We start from the raw sequence: 17,751 nt of genomic DNA, 5'->3' as shown, positions 1-17,751 counted from the left end.
CGGCGACAGCGACGCCTCCACTGACGAGACGACTGACGAAGGACCTGAAGTGAATTTCCGCTCCCTCACTCGAGGCGACGGCGTGGTGATCGGAGCAGCGGTGTTGCTCTTCATCGCCTCGTTCCTCGACACCCTGGACATCAACGGTGTCGACAGCGACAAGCTCCCCAACGCCTGGGAAAACGGCAACCTGCTCCTGAGCGTGTACCTGCTCGGCATCATCGGGGCGGCGCTGGTCGTCGTCGGCCGCGCCATGCCGCGCAAGGTCGCGGGCCTGGAGCTCGGCCAGGTCGGTGTCGCCTTCACCATCGCCGCCGCCTGGAGCTCGCTCGGCGCGATCTTCGACACCACCCAGTCGTACGACTTCATCTTCGAGGGTGGCCTCGGCAGGGGTTCGGACGACATCGACGCCGGTGTCGGCCTCATCCTCGGCCTGATCGGCGCCCTCGTGCTCGCCGCCGCCGCGGTCGCGACCCTGCTCGTCCCGGCCCTGAAGGCGCCCCTCATGGGCGCCCCGCGTCCGGCCGCCCCCCAGCCCTACGGCGGCCAGCCGCAGGGTGGCTACGGCTACCCGGGTGCCGGTGCGGGTCAGCCGCAGCCGGGCGCGCCCTATGGCGGCCAGCCCGGTCAGCCGCAGGGCCAGTCCTTCGGCGGGCAGCAGCCGCAGCCGCAGGCCGGGCAGACCCCGCCGCCCGCGCAGGCGCAGCCGGCCGGTGACTTCTCGCCGTTCTGGTTCGCCGTGCCGGTGCCGCGTCCGCTGTACGCGGAGGACGGCTCGCCGACGCCGATCGCCGAACTGGCCCCCGGCACCTGGTACTTGGCCGTCGAGCAGCGCGGTCCCGGCCTGGTGGCCCAGACGCAGGACGGCCGTCGCGGCGTCCTGCAGGACACCACGGGGATCCAGCGCGGCTGACCCCGCACGCACGCCAGTACCGCGGCCCCTCGCCCTTCCGGGCGGGGGGCCGTTGTCGTACAGTCGCCCCTCGACGTCAGCTGACGTACCGTCAGTTCAGGAGGGGGCAGGCGCATGCGGCTCGGGCTCGCACTCGGCTACTGGGGGCGCGGCCCCGACCCCGGCCACGTCGCCCTCGCCCAGGAGGCCGAACGGCTCGGCTACGACTCCGTGTGGACCGCGGAGGCCTGGGGCTCGGACGCCTTCACGCCGCTCACCTGGATCGCCGCACAGACCTCCCGGATCAGGCTCGGCACCGCCGTCGTACAGATGGCGGCGCGCTCGCCCGTCACCACCGCCATGCACGCCCTCACCCTCGACCACCTGTCGGGCGGGCGGATGCTGCTCGGCCTCGGGCTCTCCGGGCCGCAGGTGGTGGAGGGCTGGTACGGGCGGCCGTTCCCGAAGTCGCCGCTGACCGCGACCCGTGAGTACGTCGAGGTGATCCGCCAGGTCCTGCGGCGCGAGGGTCCCGTGGAGGTGGCGGGCCGCTTCCACTCCCACCCGTACGACGGCGAGGACGGCACGGGGCTCGGCAAGCCGCTCAAGCCGATCACCCATCCCCTCCGGGCCGATCTGCCGGTCCTGCTCGGCGCCGAGGGGCCCAAGAACATCGAGCAGACGACGCGGATCGCGGACGGCTGGCTGCCGCTGTACTGGTCGCCGCTGCGCACGGACGTGTACGAGGCGTCGCTGACCGGTCTGCGGGAGGGCTTCACCATCGCCCCGATGGCCCGTGCGAAGGTCTGCGACGACGTCGCGGAGGGCCTGCTCCCGGTCAAGGCCATGCTCGGCTTCTACATCGGCGGGATGGGGCACGCGGCCCGCAACTTCCACGCCGACCTGATGGCGCGCATGGGGTACGAGGCCGAGGCGCGGCGCATCCAGGAGCTGTTCCTCGCGGGGCGCAGGCAGGAGGCGGTCCTCGCCGTGCCCGACGCCTTCGCCGACGAGATCTCCCTGGTGGGCCCGCGCGCCCGGATCGCGGAGCGCCTGGAGCTGTGGCGCAGGGGCCCGGTCACGGACCTGCTCCTGCTCGCGCCGGACCCGCACACCCTGCGGGTCCTGGCCGAGCTCAACTCCTGAGAGCGGGGGGGCGTCAGCCCTTGCTCAGCTCCCCCGCCGACGGCACCTTGTCCTTGACCTCGGCGCCCGCGCTGCTGCCCGCGCCCTTGACGTCCTGGATGATGTCGTCGAAGGAGTTCACGACCGAGTCCGTGCCCTCGCCCTTGCGGAGCTTGGACGGCAGGTCCTTCAGGGCGTCGATGCCGGACGTCAGCGGGGCCACCGCCTTGGCGAGGGTCGGGTCGCCCTGGGCGTTCTTCGTCGCGGCCTTCAGCCGGTTGTACGTGAACGCTCCGGCGAGGCCCGCCTTGATCATCGCGAACTTCCGGCCGTTCGCGCCCTTCTTGAACTTGCCCGCGCGGTACGGCTTCACGATCCACTGGTAGGTCGCGCCCGCGGCGAGCCCCGCGTTGGCCACGAAGCGGGTCTTGGCGAACTTCTGCTTCTCCGCCGCGCTGGAGGACGAGCTGCTGGGCGTCGCCGCACTGGCACTGGCTTTGTCGTCGTCGTTGCAGGCCGTCGCGCCGGCCAGCAGGGTGCAGCAGAGAGCGAGGGAGACTCCGGCACGACGGACGGGTACGGGGCTGAGCACGGCAACGGCCTCCAGACGAGAGCTGAGCGGCCCGCGGCAGAGCGCGCTCCTCTGCGCAGCCTCACCCCGGCCGCCGCACCCCGCCAGCGGGGCGGGCCCGTACGGGTTTCAAGGGGGGCCTTCCAGGTATCCGGTCCTTATGTCTCCCACACGGCACTCCCACGGCAGCACCGCGGGACGGGTCATAGCACTCGTCGCCGACATCATGGCCGCGATACTCGGCCTGTGGATCCTCATGTACCTGCTGGACGCGAACCGGGCCAACGACCTCGTCCAGTTCATCCACGACGCGGCCCGCTGGCTGGCGGGCTGGTCGCACGACCTGTTCACGTTCGACGAGGACTGGGCCAGGGTCGTGGCGGGCTACGGCCTCGCGGCCGTGGTCTACCTGCTCGTCGGCCACGCTCTCGCCGGACGCCTGCGCCGCTACTGAGTGACGCCTACCGGGCCACGTCGCAGCAGTCCGGGTCGAGGCCGCTCGGCAGGCGCTCGCCGGAGAAGACGGCGCAGGTCGCCTCGTCGCCGCCGAGCGCCGCCACCGCGAGGAGCAGCGAGCCCGCCGTCCAGGTGGTGAGCTCCGCGGGCCAGAGCGCCTCGTCGTCGAAGACGTAACCCGTCCAGTACAGGCCCGACTCCGCGTCGCGCAGGTGCTGGATGGACTGCAGGATCTCCAGGGCGCGGTCCGACTCCCCCAACACCCAGAGGGCGAGGGCGAGTTCGGCGCTCTCGCCGCCGGTGACCCAGGGGTTGGGCACCACGCAGCGCACCCCGAGGCCGGGCACCACGAAGCGGTCCCAGCCCTCCTCGATGCGGGACTTGGCCTCGTCGCCGGTCAGCGCGCCACCCAGGACCGGGTAGTACCAGTCCATCGAGTAGCGGTCCTTGTCGAGGAAGCGCTCGGGGTGGCGGCGGATCGCGTGCGCGAGGGCGCCGGCCGCGAGCTCCCAGTCGGGCTGCGGCTCGTCGCGCTGCTCGGCGACGGCCAGGGCGCAGCGCAGCGCCTGGTGGATGGAGGAGGAACCGGTCAGGAGCGCGTCAGTGACCGGCGTGCCGTCGGCCTCCCGCTTCCAGCCGATCTGGCCGCCGGGCTGCTGCAGCGCGAGGACGAACTCGACCGAGGCGACCACGGCGGGCCACATGCGGTCCAGGAACGCCTCGTCGCCGGTCGAGAGGTAGTGGTGCCAGACGCCCACCGAGAGGTAGGCGCAGAAGTTGGTCTCGCGCCCGCGGTCGGTGACGTCGTCCGGGTCGCCGTCGGCGTACGCCGCGTACCAGGAGCCGTCGGGGTTCTGGTGGCGCGCGAGCCAGTCGTAGGCGCGCTCGGCGGCCGCGTGCTCGCCCGCCGCGTCGAGCGCCATGGCGGCCTCCGTGTGGTCCCACGGGTCCAGGTGGTGGCCGCGGAACCACGGGATGGCGCCGTCCTCGCGCTGCACGGCGAGGATGCCGCGGACCGTCGCCATGGCCTGATCGGCCGTCAGGACGCCGGGCAGGACGAGGTGTTCGGTCCGCTCCGGGCTCGTCACTTGGCGTCCGCCGCGGCGTCGGCCGAGGCCTTCGGCAGGTGCGGCTTGGTGGCGTAGGCGACGAAGCTCTTGCCGACCACGGGGTTGAGCAGCTGCTCGGCGACCCGGGTCGCGAGGGGCTTCTTCATGATGTCCCAGACCAGGAGCTTGTGGTACGCGCGGACCGGCAGCGCCTTGTCGTTGTCGACGCCGAACGCGCACTTGAGCCACCAGTACGGCGAGTGCAGCGCGTGGGCGTGGTGCGTGCCGTACGGCTTGAGGCCGGACTCCCGCATCCTGTCGAGGAGTTCGTCGGCCTTGTAGATGCGGATGTGACCGCCCTCGACCTCGTGGTAGGCGTCGGAGAGGGTCCAGCAGACCTTCTCGGGGCCGTAGCGCGGGACGGTCACGGCGATGCGGCCGCCGGGCTTCAGGACGCGCACCATCTCCGCGAGGACACCCTTGTCGTCGGGGATGTGCTCCATGACCTCGGAGATGATCACGACGTCGAACGAGGCGTCGGGGAAGGGCAGGTTGAGCGCGTCGCCCTCCATCGCGGTGGCGGTCGCGCCCGCGGGCGCCTCGCCCGCCTCCTTCATCGCGGCGAACCACTTGGCGACCTCGCGGATCTCCTCGCCGTTCTGGTCGAGGGCCACCACCTGGGCGCCGCGCCGGTAGCACTCGAAGGCGTGCCGGCCCGCGCCGCAGCCCAGGTCGAGCACGCGATCGCCGGCGGCGAGCGGGAAGCGGGTGAAGTCGACGGTCAGCACGTGGCCCTGCTTTCGGGGTGAGGTCCTGCAACTTCGGGGGCGGCCGCGACCCCGGGGGCGGGCGCGGTCGCCGGGATCGCGTGGCCGCGGGCGACCGCGCGGGCGGCGCCCTGGCCCGCGGAGCGGTCGATCGCCGTGCGGTAGAGCTCCGCGGTGCCCTGGGCGGCGCGGGCCCAGGTGAACTTGGCGAGGACGCGCGCGCGGCCCGCCGCGCCGAGCCTGGCCCGCAGCCCGGCGTCGCCGAGGAGCCGGTTCAGGCCGAGCGCGAGCGCTCCCGCGTCGCCGGGCGGCACCGCGAGGCAGGTCTCGCCGTCGGGGCCCGCGACCTCGGGGATCGCGCCGCCGGTGGTCGCGAGGAGCGGGGTGCCGGTCGCCATCGCCTCGGCCGCGGGCAGCGAGAACCCCTCGTACAGCGAAGGGACGCAGGCGACCTGCGCCGAGCGGACGAGGTCGACGAGTTCGGCGTCGGTGATGCCCTTGACGAACTCGACGGCGCCCGCGAGTCCGTGCCGCTCGATGGCCTGGGCGACCGGGCCGTCCTCGGCGCGCCTGCCGACCACGACGAGGTGGGCTTCGGGGTGCTCGGTGCGGGTCTTGGCGAGCGCCTCGATGAGGAAGACGAGGCCCTTGAGCGGGACGTCGGCGCTGGACGTCGTCACGATCCTGCCGGGGATCTCGGGGACCGCGGGGTCGGGCGAGAAGAGGTCGGTGTCGGCGCCGATGTGGACGACGCTGATGCGGTCGTCGCGCACGCCGAGGTGGTCGACGATCTCCTGGCGCGAGCTGCCGGAGACGGTGAGGACGGACGGCAGGCGGCGCGCGACCCGCTTCTGCATGCGCGTGAACGCGTACCAGCGGCGGACGGACATGCGGCGCTTGAGGTCGGGCGCGGCGTCGAGCTCAAGGCGCCGGTCGACGGTGATGGGGTGGTGGATCGTGGTGACCAGGGGAGCGCCGAGATCGCCGAGCAGGCCGTAGCCGAGGGTCTGATTGTCGTGCACGACGTCGAACTCGCCGCGCCGGGCGCGCAGGTGCCGGCGGGCCCGCAGGCTGAAGGTGGTGGGCTCGGGGAAGCCGCCGGTCCACATCGTCGCCACTTCGAGGGCGTCGACCCAGTCGCGGTACTCGTCGCGCTTCGGGGTGCGGAAGGGGTCGGGCGAGCGGTAGAGGTCCAGGCTCGGCAGTTCGGTGAGCTTGAGGCCCGTCAGGTCCTCGCCCTCGTCGAGGACGGGGTAGGGCTGTGCGCCGATGACCTCGACGCTGTGGCCGAGCCGGGTGAGTTCGCGGGAGAGGTGGCGGACGTAGACGCCCTGTCCCCCGCAGAACGGGTTCCCTTTGTACGTCAGGAGAGCGATGCGCAGCGGACGCTCGCCGTCCCGGCCGGGGCCCTTCCGGGGGCCTGCCTCCATGGCCTCAGCGGTCACTCTCGGCCCCCTTCTTCCTGCAGCTCTCCGCGAGGTTACGCCGGGACGGTAATCTAGAACAAGTTTCAGACTTGATCGCTGAGTGATCGCTGAACGAGCTTTGAATCTACCGGCAGGTAGGCGAGGTGTAAGGCCCGGATCAGGTGATTCGCGCCACGACGGGCTCCCTGCCATGCTGTGCGATCTCGGGAGGCGTTTTCCAAAGGGGCAACGACATGACAGCGGAAGCCAAGGCGGCGAACCCGGCGGCGCCACCCCTCACCGAACGCCAGGAGGCGCGCCGCCGCCGCATTCTGCACGCGAGCGCCCAACTGGCCAGCAGGGGCGGCTTCGACGCCGTGCAGATGCGCGAGGTCGCCGAGGCCGCCGGCGTCGCCCTCGGCACCCTCTACCGCTACTTCCCCTCCAAGGTGCACCTCCTGGTCGCCACGATGCAGGACCAGCTGCAGCACATGCACACGACCATCCGCAAGCGCCCGCCGGCCGGTGAGACGCCCGCCGAGCGGGTCTCCGAGACGCTGATGCGGGCCTTCCGGGCGCTGCAGCGCGAGCCGCACCTCGCGGACGCGATGGTGCGGGCCCTCACGTTCGCGGACCGCTCGGTGAGCCCGGAGGTCGACACGGTCTCGCGGCTGACGACGGCGATCATCCTGGACGCGATGGGCCTGACGCGGACACCGACCGCGCAGCAGCTGTCCGCGGTGCGGGTCATCGAGCACACCTGGCACTCCGCGCTGATCACCTGGCTCTCCGGCCGCGCCTCGATCGCCCAGGTGAAGATCGACATCGAAACGGTGTGCAGACTCATCGACCTCACGGCGGAGTCCCGGACGTAATCTCGTCGTCCACCTGTCTGTCGCACAGGGGGCGCACAGTCGTACGGCAAATGCGCCCCCGAACACCCCCTTGGCCAGTTCTCAGCGTCACGACGGGGGTACTCACCGCTATGAATGTTCTGCGTGCTTGAACGGAGCAACCGGAGCGGGGAGCTGGAGGGGCAGAGCGTGATCCGGGTCCTTCTCGTGCACGACGCCTGTCTACTGCGAATGGCGCTGGCGGAGCAATTGGCCCGCGAGCCGGATCTGGAGGTGTTCCACGCGCCGTGGTCGCACGCGCGCGGCCGTCAACGCACCGTACGGCCGGACCTGTGCGTGGTCGACCTCGACGACGAGGTGACCTATGCCCACACCCCACTCGGCGAACTGACCGGGCCCTCGGCACTGGGGAGGGGGTGCCGAGTCCTGGTGCTCGCCACCGCCAACCGCCCGGGCCAGCTGCGGCGTGCGACGGAGGCGGACGCACTCGGCTATGTGAACAAGGCGAGCCCGCCGGAACGGCTGCTCGCCGGGATACGACAGGTGGCGGCCGGCCAGCGGTTCGTCGACGAATCGCTGGGCTTCGGCTTCCTCAAGGCGGCGCAGATGCCGCTCACCCGACGGGAGTTGAGTGTGCTGTCACTCGCCGCCGGGGGCGCTTCGGTCGCCGAGATCGCGAGCAGCCTCCATCTGTCCAACGGAACGGTGCGCAACTACATGGCCGCGATCACCCGGAAGACCGGGGCGCGGAACAGGATCGACGCGATACGGATCTCGCAGGGCGAGGGGTGGGTGTGAGGTGGCGCTCTCCTCCCCCCAGTCGCCCGCGCCGTTGAGGTCCCGATAGAGAGGCGAACGCTCCATCAGCTCGTCGTGCCGCCCGCACAGGGCGTGCGCTCCGTCCATCACCAGGACGCGGTCGGCGCGACGGGCCGAACTGATGCGGTGGGCGATCACCACCAGAGTGCCGCCGGGGCGGGTCGCGAAGGCCCGCTCGGCGCGCGACTCCGCGACCGGGTCGAGATGACAGGTCGCCTCGTCGAGGACCGCCAGCGGCGCGGCCGACAGATAGGCGCGGGTCAGCGCGATCAACTGCCGCTCCCCCGCCGACAGTTCCGCCGGTACGAGCGGTGCGTCGAGGCCGCCCAGCCGCTCGACGAGCGGGACGAGGCCGACGGCTTCCGCGGCGGCGAGCATCTCCCGCTCCGGGACGGCGCCCGCCCGCAGGTACCGCAGGTTGTCACGGAGCGTCCCCGTGAAGACGTACGCCTCCTGCGGGATGAGCACCCGCCGCCCCACGGCCCCCTCGCCCCGCACGGGCAACCCCGCGACACGCACGTCTCCGGCGTCCGGTTCGAGCAGCCCTGCGACGATTCCGGCCAACGTCGACTTTCCGATCCCGCTGGGTCCGACGACGGCGAGGTGCTCGCCCGGCGCGACGCTGAGCCCCAGATCGCGCAGGACGGGCTCGGCGTGGGGGCCGTAGGCGAAGGTGAGGGAGGAGAGGTCCAGGGCGGGAGCCGCAGCGAGGGCCTCGGTGGCGGTGTCGTCCCCGTCGTCCGCGGTCTCCGACGGCGGGTCCCACGTCAGGCGGCGCAGGACGATCGCCAGGCGGGAACCGCTCGCGCCGAGGCCGTGGACCAGGTTGTGCAGGGCGGGCAGGAGCGCCTGTGTGACGTAGGCCAGGGCCCCCACCAGGGCGCCCGGCGTCACACCGCGGTCGAGGAGCCAGGGGGCCGTGGCCAGGAGCAGGACGAGCGGGAGCTGGCCGCCGACGGCGAGCGCCGCCGTGCGCAGGATGCCCCAGCGGGCCAGAGCGCCCGCCGTCGCGTACTCCCGTGCGACGTCCCGGTCCAGGTCCCCGGCCACGCCCTCCTCCGCACCGGCCGCCGCGACGTCCCGCAACCCCGGGCAGACCACGCCCAGTTGAGAGGCGAGGCGCTCGTCGGCGACCAGGAACTCCTCCTGCCGCCGGGCCAGCGGGCGCAGGGTCGCCACGAACAGGCCGATGCCCGCGAGCAGCGGCGGCGCGACCACCAGGAGCAGGAGCGGGTCCAGCGAGAAGAGGCCGATCAGCGCGCCCACCGCCGTGAAGACGAAGGAGCGGGAGACCATCACCAGGCCCGCGAAGGTGTCCCTGGCGATCTCCACCTGCTGGGTGAGCCGGGACACGGCGGCCCCGTCCGCCTCCCGCAGGCCCCGGCCGACGACCTGCCGCACCAGGGTGTCCCGCAACGGCTCCACCAGGTCGGCGACCGCGCGGTACACCTGCCCGGTGCCGTACGCGGCGATGACCACGCCGAGCGCGGCCGCGCCCAGCCAGCCGAGGCCGGCCGCCTCGTCCCCGGCGAGGAATCCGTCGTCCAGGGCGTGCGCGAGGGCGTACCCGGTGAGAAACGTCTGGCCGGTTTCCAGGACGGACCAGACCGCGAGCCGCGCCACCACCGGCCACCTGCGCCACAGGAAACGCAGACCCCGGCGGTACGGTCCGCGCGGAGCCGCCCGCTCGGCGGAAGAGGGCCTCACGCGCCGAACACCTCCCGGTACTCCGGCCGTTGCCACAGCTCCGCATGGGTGCCGACCGCCCGGATCCGGCCGTCGTGCAGCCACGCCACGGCGTCCGCGCGGGCCGCCGTCGCCGCGCGGTGGGCGATGATCAGCCGGCTGCGGTGCGGGGTGTGGCGGAGCAGGGCCTCGGCGATGTGGTGTTCGGTCACCGTGTCGAGGCTCGACATCGCGTCGTCGAGGATCATGAGCCGCCCGCCACGCGCGAACGCCCTTGCCAGGCCGAGCCGTTGGGCCTCGCCGCCGGAGAGCGGAGCCTCGGTGCAGGGGGTGGCGTAGCCGTCGGGGAGGCGGGTGACGAAGGTGTCGGCACGGGCGGCGCGGGCCGCCTCGCGGACGCGGGCGGGGGCCGGGCGCGGAGCTCCGAAGCCGATGGTGTCCTGGAGGGTGTCGCCGAGCAGCGCGGGCCGCTCGAAGGCGTAGCCGACCTCCCGGCGCAGCTCGGCGCGGCTGAGCGTGTCCAGCGGGACGCCGTCGAGGCGTACGACTCCTTCGTCGGGGTCGGCGAGCCGTCCCGCGAGCGAGGCGAGCAGGGACTTGCCCGCGCCGGAGCGGCCCACGACGGCGACCGTGGTGCCCGCGGGCACGGTGAGGTCGAGGCCGTCGAGGACGGTGCGGCCGCCGCGGGCGGCGCTGATCCCGCGCAGTTCCAGCAGGCCCCCGCCGTCCGGGAGGCGTGCCGTGCCGTACTCGGTCGCCGGCTCCGCGAGCACCTCGTGCAGGCGTCCGGCGGCGGCCCGCGCCCGGACCAGACCGCCCAGCTGTCCGACGAGCATGCCGACGCCGGTGGCGAGCACCGCGTACCGGGACGCGGCGAGCAGGTCGCCGATGCTGATGCGGTGGTGGAGCACCAGGTGGCCCGCCACGGCGGCGACCGCGATCTGCAGGAGCGGGGCGACGGCGACGGCCTGTGCCTGGGAGCGGCCCTGGACCCGCCACATCCGGTGGCCGTGGCGGCCGAGGTCGGGCAGCGGCGCCAGGACGCGCGCCGCCTCCTTGTCCTCGGTGTGGGCGGCGGCGATGGTGCGGGCTCCGCCGATCGCCTCGTCGAGACGGCCCGCGATGTCCCCCTGGACCTTCTGGTAGCGCGCCACGCAGTCGGACGAGACGCGGACGAACGCCCTGAGCAGGAGGAAGAGCACGGGCGCTCCGACCAGGAACACCACGGCGAGCCGGATGTCGACGACGGCGAGGGCGACCACGGCGCCCACGGGCGTGACCAGGGCGGCGAGGAGGGCGGCGAAGGTGGCGGGCGCGATGCCCGCGTGTGCCGCGTTGTCGATGAGGCGGGCCACCAGGTCACCGGGGGCGAAGCGGGCGGTGGTGCGGGGGCCGACGGCCAGGGCGTGGCGTACGACGCGGCCGCGCAGCCAGGCCGTGGTGCGGGCGTTGGTGGTGCCGGTCAGGACGCCGTCGACGGCGTCGAGGAGCGCGCTGGTGCCGATCAGCGCCGCGCACACCAGGATCCAGCGGGTGGCGTCGGGGTCGTCGCGGCCGGTCAGGTGGCCGGTCAGGACGGCGTCCAGCGCGTGGCCGATCGCGTACGGCAGGAAGAGGGTCGCGCCCGAGCCCGCGACGGCGCACAGGGCCAGGACCGCGCAGCGGGCGGCGCTGTACCGGGTGGCCTCGCCCAACAGGCGGGTGCCGGTGGTCGGTTGATGCGGGCGGGGGGTGGTCGTCGCCATGCGGTGCGGGTCTCCGTCGCCTCGTCGTGTGCGTAGGTCTCGCAGCCCTCGTGTCGGCGGGGCCACTGAGGGCCCGGACAGCCCCTTGCGGGACCACCCGAGCCCTCAGTGCCGTGCCGCTTTCACATGCGGTCAGTCAGCGGCGATCAGAGGCAGAGCACGACACTCGCCTGGCTCCAGCAGAGGAGCAGGCTGGCGAGGCTCGCGCCGCCGCCACCGCCGCCGCCACCGGTCATCTCGTCGGACTCCATGCTCTGCAGGTCGAGAAGCGCCATGAGAATTCCCTCTCTCTATGGGGAGTTGCTCCCTGTGGGTGGTGTCACGACCCCGCGGTGTCGCGGGACCGGGTAGGAGGCTGCCGCAGCGGCGGCAGGAAGGGGACGTGCGCTCCGCCCTCGCCGAGCGCGCCGGCGAGTGCGAGGAGACAGCCGGCCGTCCCGGTGTGGAGATCCATGGACAGGCGCAGCATCTGGTTGCCGGGGAACGCGAGCTGGCCCGCGTACGCCATGGTGAACCAGCCGAGTTCCTCGATCTGCGCGGCAACGTCCTCGGGCGTGATGCCGGGCGTGGTGCTGCGGTTGACGTGCAGCAGCAGTCCGGCGCGGCCCTGGAACAGGCCGGGCTGCACGCAGAAGCGGGCGCGCGCGGCGGTCAGGATGCCCGGCCGTGCCGCCTCGAACGCGGCGTCGTCCCGGTGGGCGAGGTAGTCGTCGAGGACCATGCCGATGCCGACGCTGCCCTCGCCGAGGTAGGGCATGGTGCGCCACCCCTCGTTCACGGCGAGGCTGCCGTCCCTCGGCTGGGTCACGCACTGGGCGAGGTCCGTGCGCAGGGCGTGGGCCGCGAGGTCGAGGTGGGTGGGGTCGCCGTGCCGTTCGTACCGGCGCAGGAAGAACAGGGCCGGGCCGGTGGCGCCGCGCAGCAGGCCGGCCCGGCGGCGTCCGATCTTCGGGGTGCTGTCCGCGTCCTGTGCGGTGAGGCGCTCGGCGAGCAGCTCCGCCGCGTGCTCCGCGTGGCGGGCCAGGGCGCTCTCGCCCGTGCTGTGCGCGAGGGAGTCCAGGACGAGCCCGAGTCCGGCGAGGCCGCCGTACAGATCGGAGGGGAGCCGCTGCCAGTTCTCCTTGAGGACGACGTCCATGAGGTCGAGGGCGCGGGCGCGGTGGCCGAGCCGGTCGAGGACGTGGGCGACGCCCGCGAGGCCGTCGTGGAGGCCGAGCGGGGTGCCGGTCGGGGCGGGCGCCGCGTGGTCGAGGAGCCAGCGCTCGCCTTCCTCGTAGCGTTCGGCGCCGCTCTCGGCGAGGGCGAGCAGCACGCCGGCCGCGCCGTGCGCGAGGCCGAGCCCGCCGCCTTCGGAGAACTGCGCGATGTCGCCGGGGAAGAGCCGGTCGTCCCGGTCGGGGGTGGCCGAGGCGAGGATGGCCTTGACCATCGAGTCCCTGCTGTACGGCCAGTCGGCGGGGTCGACCAGGGGTGCGGCCGCCCCGGTCGTGCGGGGGGTGGCCGCGGTCCGGCTCGCCTGGCCGCCGTGCTCGATCTCGGCCACCGCCTCGGCCAGGAACTCCTCGGGTACGTCCGGGAATTCGGCCGCGATCACCTCGGCGAAGTGGGCCGCCTTGCCGCGGTCGATGGAGAGCAGCGAGGTGATGGGCAGGAAGAGGGCGAGCCGCAGACACGCGAGGGCGTAGCGGTCGACGTCGGTGCCGGTGCGGTCCGGCGGCGCGAGGAACCCGGGGTGGGCGACGATCTGGCGTCCCGCGTCCTCCACGCCCGCCGCCGCCTCGAAGTCGAGGAGGGAGACGGACTGTTCGTCGGGGGCGACCATGATGTTGAAGAGGTGCAGGTCGTTGAAGACGACGCCGCGTCCGTGCACGGCGGTGACGGCCTCTTCGACGGCGCGGTGCATGCGCAGCGCCCAGGCCGTGTACTCGGATATGTCGGCGGGGTCGGGCTCGCTGGTGAACAGCGGGTGCCGCTGGGCGAAGTACGAGTTGAGGGTCGCCCCTTCGAGGAAGTCCATGACGAGGAAGCGGTGGCCGTCGAGGAGGAACCAGTCGCGCACCTCGGGGGCGACGCCGAGTCCGGAGAGCTTCTCCAGGGCGGCCCTCTCGCGTTCGAGCCGGGCCACGGCGTCGGCGCCGTCGGAGGCGAGGCCCGCGTGCGGGCGGCCTTCCTTGAGGACGACCTTGCGGCCGTCGCGGGTGTCGGTGCCGGCGTAGACACCGCCGCCGTTGGAGAAGTGCAGTGCCTTCTCGATGCGGTACGGCAGGTCGCCGACGGTCGTCGTGTTGCGGGCCTTGAGCGCCGGTTCGAGGAAGGCGGGCAGGGTCACCCACTCGGGGACCTTGAAGGCGGGGTCGCGCGGGTCGGGCACGAGCCGTCCCGCGCCGTCCTCGATGGCGGGCACGAGCGTGCCCTTGCCGTTGTCGCACATGCGCCGCGTGAAGGCGCCGTACCTGACGTACAACGGGCCCTGGCGCCAGCGCAGGTCGGTGAGGATGTACGGGCCCTCGGTCCCGTCGAGGAGGTCGCCCAACTCGGTGACGACTTCCTGCAGTTGGGCCTCGCCGGCCGGGTAGACGGTGACGGCCTTGCCGCTGTGGTCGCGGCCCGCGTACTTGCTGTTGCGCAGGTGCAGCAGGTGCTTGGCCGGTACGAACTTGAAGGGGATGGCGCGCGGCACGCAGTAGTCCCACACGGTCGAGGCGACGTGCTCCGCGTTCTCCAGGGTGGCGGAGACGTGGATCTTCCAGCCCTGCTGGGGGGCGGGGAGCGGGGCTCCGCCGTCGTCGACGGGGGTGAGGGCGAGCCAGTCGCCGAGGCGCCCCGAGCGCCAGCCCGCGGGAACGGGGCGGCGGGCCACCGGGTACTCCGGGACGCGCTCGGCGCCCTTGGACGACAGTCGGTCCGGGGTCTCGTAGAAGTGCCTGTCGGCCAGACAGTAGACCTCGTACCGCTTGTCCATGGCGTCCCCTCTCCGCTCGGCGTGGAGGAGAGATTTCCAGTACGCCGAGGGGCGGAACAGTCACGACTGTCACCGGAACACCGTGCGGAACGCATGGGTAAAGTCACGTTCGCTCATGTTCGAGAGTCCAGAATAGCTACGGACCGGACATATGGCGACGCCCGCGTCGTCACCGGGGTGAACTGGACGCGGGCGCATGCCTGTTGATGTTGCGGCGGGGCTACTCCTCCGGCGGGAAAACGACCTCCCCGCCCTCGGCCAGCGTGATCGTGATCGCCTCCACCGGGCAGCCCTCGGCCGCCTCGAGGACCTTCTCGTCGGCGTCGGTCTCGGGCGCGGTGGGATGCGACTGGCGGGCGGTGTCCAGCTCGAAGCCGCCGGGCGCGGTCAGCACGCACATCCCCGAGCCGATGCAGACGGACCGGTCGACCTCGACGCGCCAGCGGTCCCCCATCAGGCACCGCTCCTCTCGTAGCCCGCGGGGAGGTGGATCATCTTGTGCTCGAAGTACTCGCCGTATCCCTCGGGCCCGAACTCGCGCCCGAGGCCGGAGTTCTTGTAGCCGCCGAAGGGGCCGAGCATGTCGAGGCTGAAGGTGTTCACGGAGTACGTGCCGGTGCGCACCTGCCGCGCGATGTCGATGCCGCGCTCGACGTCGGCCGTCCACACGCTGCCGCTGAGCCCGTAGTCGGAGTCGTTGGCGATCCGCACCGCCTCGCTCTCCTCGCCGTACGGCAGCAGGCAGATGACGGGTCCGAAGATCTCCTCGCGGGCGATCCGCATCGAGTTGTCGACACCGCCGAAGAGGGTCGGCTCGACGTACCAGCCCCGGTCGATGCCGGCCGGACGGCCCCCGCCCGCGAGGATCTTGGCGCCCTCCTCCTGGCCGATGCGGATGTAGTCGAGGGAGCGCTGCTGCTGCCGCTGGGCGACGAGCGGGCCGAGTTCGGTGGCGGGGTCGAGCGGGTCGCCGACCTTGAGCGCGGCGGCGGCCGCGGCGAAGGCCTCGGCGAACTCGTCGTAGCGGGTGCGCGGCACGAGGATGCGGGTCTGGGCCACGCACGCCTGGCCGTTGATCATCCAGGCGAACGGGGTGATGCCCGCGACCGCGGCCGCCGCGTCGGCGTCCGGCAGGACGACGGCGGCCGACTTGCCGCCGAGCTCCAGGGTCACGCGCGTCAGATTGCGGGCCGCGACCTCCATGACGCGCTTGCCCGCGGCGACGGACCCGGTGAAGGAGACCTTGTCGACGTCCGGGTGTCCGACGAGGTACTCGCTCACCTCGCGGTCGGCGCAGACGATCGAGAGCACCCCTTCCGGGAGCCCGGCCTCGGCGGCCACCTCGGCGAGGATGTACGCGTCCAGGGGCGCTTCCGGCGAGGTCTTGAGGATCACCGGGCAGCCGGCGAGCAGCGCGGGGCCGAGCTTGGCGGCGGCGGTGAACTGCGGGACGTTCCACGGCACGACGGCCGCGACGACGCCCACCGGTTCGCGCCGCACGAGCAGGTTCCCGAGGACCCCGGTGCGCTCCTCCTCGTAGGTGAAGTCGCGGGCGACGGTGAGGGCCGCGTCCCACGCCATCATCGCGGCGAGGGCCTGCACCATGACACTGGACGTGTACGGGGTGCCGTTCTCGGAGCTGATGACGCGGGCGATCTCCTCGTGGCGCGCCGCGAAGCCGTCCTTGAGCCTGCTGATGACCTCGATGCGTTCGGCGGGGGTCATCCGCGGCCACGGCCCGTGTTCGAAGGCACGGCGGGCGGCGGCGACGGCGCGGTCCACGTCGGCGGGCGCCGCGTGCGGCACGCGGGCGAAGACCTCTTCGGTGTGCGGGGAGACGACGTCGATGACGCCCTTGCCGAGCGGGTCCACCAACTCCCCGCCGATGAACAGCTGTCCGTGTTCCACGAGCTCGGTCATGGCTGACTGCCTCCTGCGGAGCGCTTCCTGACACCGTTTCAGAACTGATACCAGTTCTAGTTGGAGTAGTCCACGGAAGGAAGGGCCAACTGGCGCGGGAGTCCGCCGACTTGAGCATGCATTGAAACCAGTTCTAGTTATAGTGGCGGGACCAGCGACAGAGACGAGGCGCCCATGACGCAGGTGAGCGGCACGCAGCCGAGCGGCCCGCCGGTGCTCGAACACGGCGGCGGCGTCTGGAGCATCAAGGTCCCGATCCCCGACAACCCGCTCGGCTTCACCCTCGTCCACCTCCTGGACACCGACGCGGGACCGGTCCTCGTCGACACCGGCTGGGACGACCCCGGCTCCTGGCAGGCCCTCGCCGCCGGACTCGTCGCGTGCGGCACCGCGGTCGAGGACCTGCACGGCGTCGTCGTCACCCACCACCACCCCGACCACCACGGCCTGTCCGGAGCGGTCCGCGAGGCCTCCGGCGCGTGGATCGCGATGCACGAGGCGGACACCGCCGTGGTGCGCCGCACCCTCTCCGACCCTCCCGCCCGTCACCCGGCCACCACCCCCCAAGGACAGCCCTCCGGGCAGACATCCACTGATCGCTGGTACGGCTACATGGCCGCGAAGCTCACCGCCGCGGGCGCCCCCGCCGACCACGTCGCCCCTCTCCTACGGGCCCGCGACGACGGCAGGCCCCGCGCCCTGCCCGGCCTGCGCCCCGCCCTGCCCGACCGCGACATCACCCCGGGCGAGCTCCTCGCACTGCCCGGACGGCGCCTGCGGGCGATCTGGACCCCCGGCCACACCCCGGGCCACGTCTGCCTGCACCTGGAGGAGGACCACCCGACGGGCCGCCCCGGCAACGGCCGCCTCTTCTCCGGTGACCACCTGCTGCCCGGCATCACCCCGCACATCGGGCTCTACGAGGACCCCGACAGCGACGCCGCCGCCACGGACCCCCTCGGCGACTACCTCGACTCCCTGGAGCGCGTCGGCCGACTGGCCCCCGCCGAGGTGCTCCCCGCCCACCAGCACGCGTTCACCGACGCCCCCGCCCGCGTCCGCGAACTGCTCGCCCACCACGAGGAGCGCCTGACGGGCCTGCGCGCCCTGCTCGCCGAGCCCCTCACCCCCTGGCAGACCGCCCAGCGCATGGAGTGGAACCGGCCCTGGGCCGAGATCCCCTACGGCTCGCGCAACATCGCCGTCTCGGAAGCGGAAGCCCATCTGCGGCGCCTGGTGAAGCTGGGCCGCGCCGAGGCCGTGGCCGGGAGCGATCCGCTCACGTTCGTGGCGGTGTGACCCGAGGCGCCCGCGGACCGGCCGGTAGAGTGAGTGCGTCGTCCTCACGTCCGCGCAGGGGGAAGCCGGTGCGAATCCGGCGCTGACCCGCAGCCGTGTTCCGCGTCCGCGCGGAGAGCCGGAATGCCCGGCGCGGAGCGTGACCGGCTCGTTTCACCGGGACCCCCGGTGAGCGGCACCGTCGAGGTATACGGAGCCGG

15 protein-coding genes, 1 pseudogene and 1 riboswitch are annotated in these 17,751 nt (G+C 72.9%); of the genes and pseudogenes, 6 read left to right on the top strand and 10 right to left on the bottom strand.

Annotated elements, in window-relative coordinates:
• Positions 1-49: 49 nt before the first annotated feature.
• Positions 50-913: a hypothetical protein gene (locus ACZ69I_RS03075; protein ID WP_470830294.1), complete on the top strand. Its 864-nt coding sequence runs from the start codon at positions 50-52 to the stop codon at positions 911-913.
• A gap of 114 nt (positions 914-1,027) precedes the next feature.
• Positions 1,028-2,038 (top strand): LLM class F420-dependent oxidoreductase, encoded by a 1,011-nt coding sequence (locus tag ACZ69I_RS03070; RefSeq protein ID WP_470830292.1) that lies wholly within the window; start codon positions 1,028-1,030, stop codon positions 2,036-2,038.
• 13 nt (positions 2,039-2,051) lie between these two features.
• Here the strand turns inward: ACZ69I_RS03070 and ACZ69I_RS03065 are convergent, their stop codons facing one another.
• Positions 2,052-2,609, bottom strand: a complete 558-nt coding sequence (locus ACZ69I_RS03065; RefSeq protein ID WP_470830290.1) for a hypothetical protein — start codon at positions 2,607-2,609, stop codon at positions 2,052-2,054.
• A gap of 139 nt (positions 2,610-2,748) precedes the next feature.
• Here ACZ69I_RS03065 and ACZ69I_RS03060 point away from each other — a divergent pair, with 139 nt between their 5' ends.
• Positions 2,749-3,042 (top strand): hypothetical protein, encoded by a 294-nt coding sequence (locus ACZ69I_RS03060; RefSeq protein ID WP_384256771.1) that lies wholly within the window; start codon positions 2,749-2,751, stop codon positions 3,040-3,042.
• A gap of 7 nt (positions 3,043-3,049) precedes the next feature.
• Here ACZ69I_RS03060 and ACZ69I_RS03055 read toward each other — a convergent pair whose 3' ends face one another.
• Genes ACZ69I_RS03055 through ACZ69I_RS03045 form a run of 3 tightly spaced genes read right to left on the bottom strand, consistent with a single transcriptional unit; the run spans position 3,050 to position 6,305 of the window.
• Positions 3,050-4,132 carry a prenyltransferase/squalene oxidase repeat-containing protein gene (locus ACZ69I_RS03055; protein WP_467668642.1) on the bottom strand — a complete coding sequence of 361 codons (1,083 nt, stop codon included), beginning with the start codon at positions 4,130-4,132 and terminating at the stop codon, positions 3,050-3,052.
• On the bottom strand, positions 4,129-4,881 hold the full coding sequence (locus ACZ69I_RS03050; protein WP_470830288.1) for a class I SAM-dependent methyltransferase: 753 nt from the start codon (positions 4,879-4,881) through the stop codon (positions 4,129-4,131). Before ACZ69I_RS03050 ends, ACZ69I_RS03055 begins: the two co-directional genes overlap by 4 nt.
• Positions 4,875-6,305, bottom strand: a complete 1,431-nt coding sequence (locus ACZ69I_RS03045) for a glycosyltransferase family 4 protein (protein WP_470830286.1) — start codon at positions 6,303-6,305, stop codon at positions 4,875-4,877. Before ACZ69I_RS03045 ends, ACZ69I_RS03050 begins: the two co-directional genes overlap by 7 nt.
• Before the next feature lie 215 nt (positions 6,306-6,520).
• On the opposite strand from ACZ69I_RS03045, the gene ACZ69I_RS03040 reads away from it, so the two are divergent.
• Both ACZ69I_RS03040 and ACZ69I_RS03035 read left to right on the top strand, forming a co-directional pair.
• Positions 6,521-7,141: a TetR family transcriptional regulator gene (locus tag ACZ69I_RS03040; RefSeq protein WP_467668648.1), complete on the top strand. Its 621-nt coding sequence runs from the start codon at positions 6,521-6,523 to the stop codon at positions 7,139-7,141.
• Between the two features lie 114 nt (positions 7,142-7,255).
• Positions 7,256-7,834: pseudogene (locus ACZ69I_RS03035) on the top strand (LuxR C-terminal-related transcriptional regulator); the annotation flags it as partial.
• Here ACZ69I_RS03035 and ACZ69I_RS03030 read toward each other — a convergent pair.
• The 6 genes from ACZ69I_RS03030 to ACZ69I_RS03005 form a co-directional block, all read right to left on the bottom strand.
• Positions 7,760-9,646: an ATP-binding cassette domain-containing protein gene (locus ACZ69I_RS03030; protein ID WP_470830283.1), complete on the bottom strand. Its 1,887-nt coding sequence runs from the start codon at positions 9,644-9,646 to the stop codon at positions 7,760-7,762. The pseudogene ACZ69I_RS03035 and the gene ACZ69I_RS03030 sit on opposite strands and share 75 nt — an antisense overlap.
• A complete protein-coding gene (locus ACZ69I_RS03025) occupies positions 9,643-11,370 on the bottom strand; it encodes an ABC transporter ATP-binding protein (RefSeq protein ID WP_470830281.1) in 1,728 nt (575 codons plus the stop codon). Before ACZ69I_RS03025 ends, ACZ69I_RS03030 begins: the two co-directional genes overlap by 4 nt.
• Before the next feature lie 146 nt (positions 11,371-11,516).
• Positions 11,517-11,645, bottom strand: a complete 129-nt coding sequence (locus tag ACZ69I_RS03020; protein WP_467668654.1) for a SapB/AmfS family lanthipeptide — start codon at positions 11,643-11,645, stop codon at positions 11,517-11,519.
• A gap of 44 nt (positions 11,646-11,689) precedes the next feature.
• Positions 11,690-14,332, bottom strand: a complete 2,643-nt coding sequence (gene lanKC / locus ACZ69I_RS03015; protein WP_470830279.1) for a class III lanthionine synthetase LanKC — start codon at positions 14,330-14,332, stop codon at positions 11,690-11,692.
• 220 nt (positions 14,333-14,552) lie between these two features.
• A complete protein-coding gene (locus ACZ69I_RS03010; RefSeq protein WP_467668658.1) occupies positions 14,553-14,786 on the bottom strand; it encodes a ferredoxin in 234 nt (77 codons plus the stop codon).
• Positions 14,786-16,252 carry an aldehyde dehydrogenase gene (locus ACZ69I_RS03005; RefSeq protein ID WP_470830276.1) on the bottom strand — a complete coding sequence of 489 codons (1,467 nt, stop codon included), beginning with the start codon at positions 16,250-16,252 and terminating at the stop codon, positions 14,786-14,788. The genes ACZ69I_RS03010 and ACZ69I_RS03005 overlap by 1 nt, the downstream gene beginning before the upstream one ends.
• A gap of 174 nt (positions 16,253-16,426) precedes the next feature.
• On the opposite strand from ACZ69I_RS03005, the gene ACZ69I_RS03000 reads away from it, so the two are divergent.
• On the top strand, positions 16,427-17,551 hold the full coding sequence (locus ACZ69I_RS03000) for an MBL fold metallo-hydrolase (protein WP_470830274.1): 1,125 nt from the start codon (positions 16,427-16,429) through the stop codon (positions 17,549-17,551).
• A 58-nt stretch (positions 17,552-17,609) separates the two neighbouring features.
• Positions 17,610-17,680: riboswitch (cobalamin riboswitch) on the top strand.
• Positions 17,681-17,751: the final 71 nt, after the last annotated feature.

The sequence above is a fragment of the Streptomyces sp. NPDC036815 genome (genome assembly GCF_055609205.1).
This window is presented reverse-complemented; position numbering and strand designations above follow the sequence as displayed.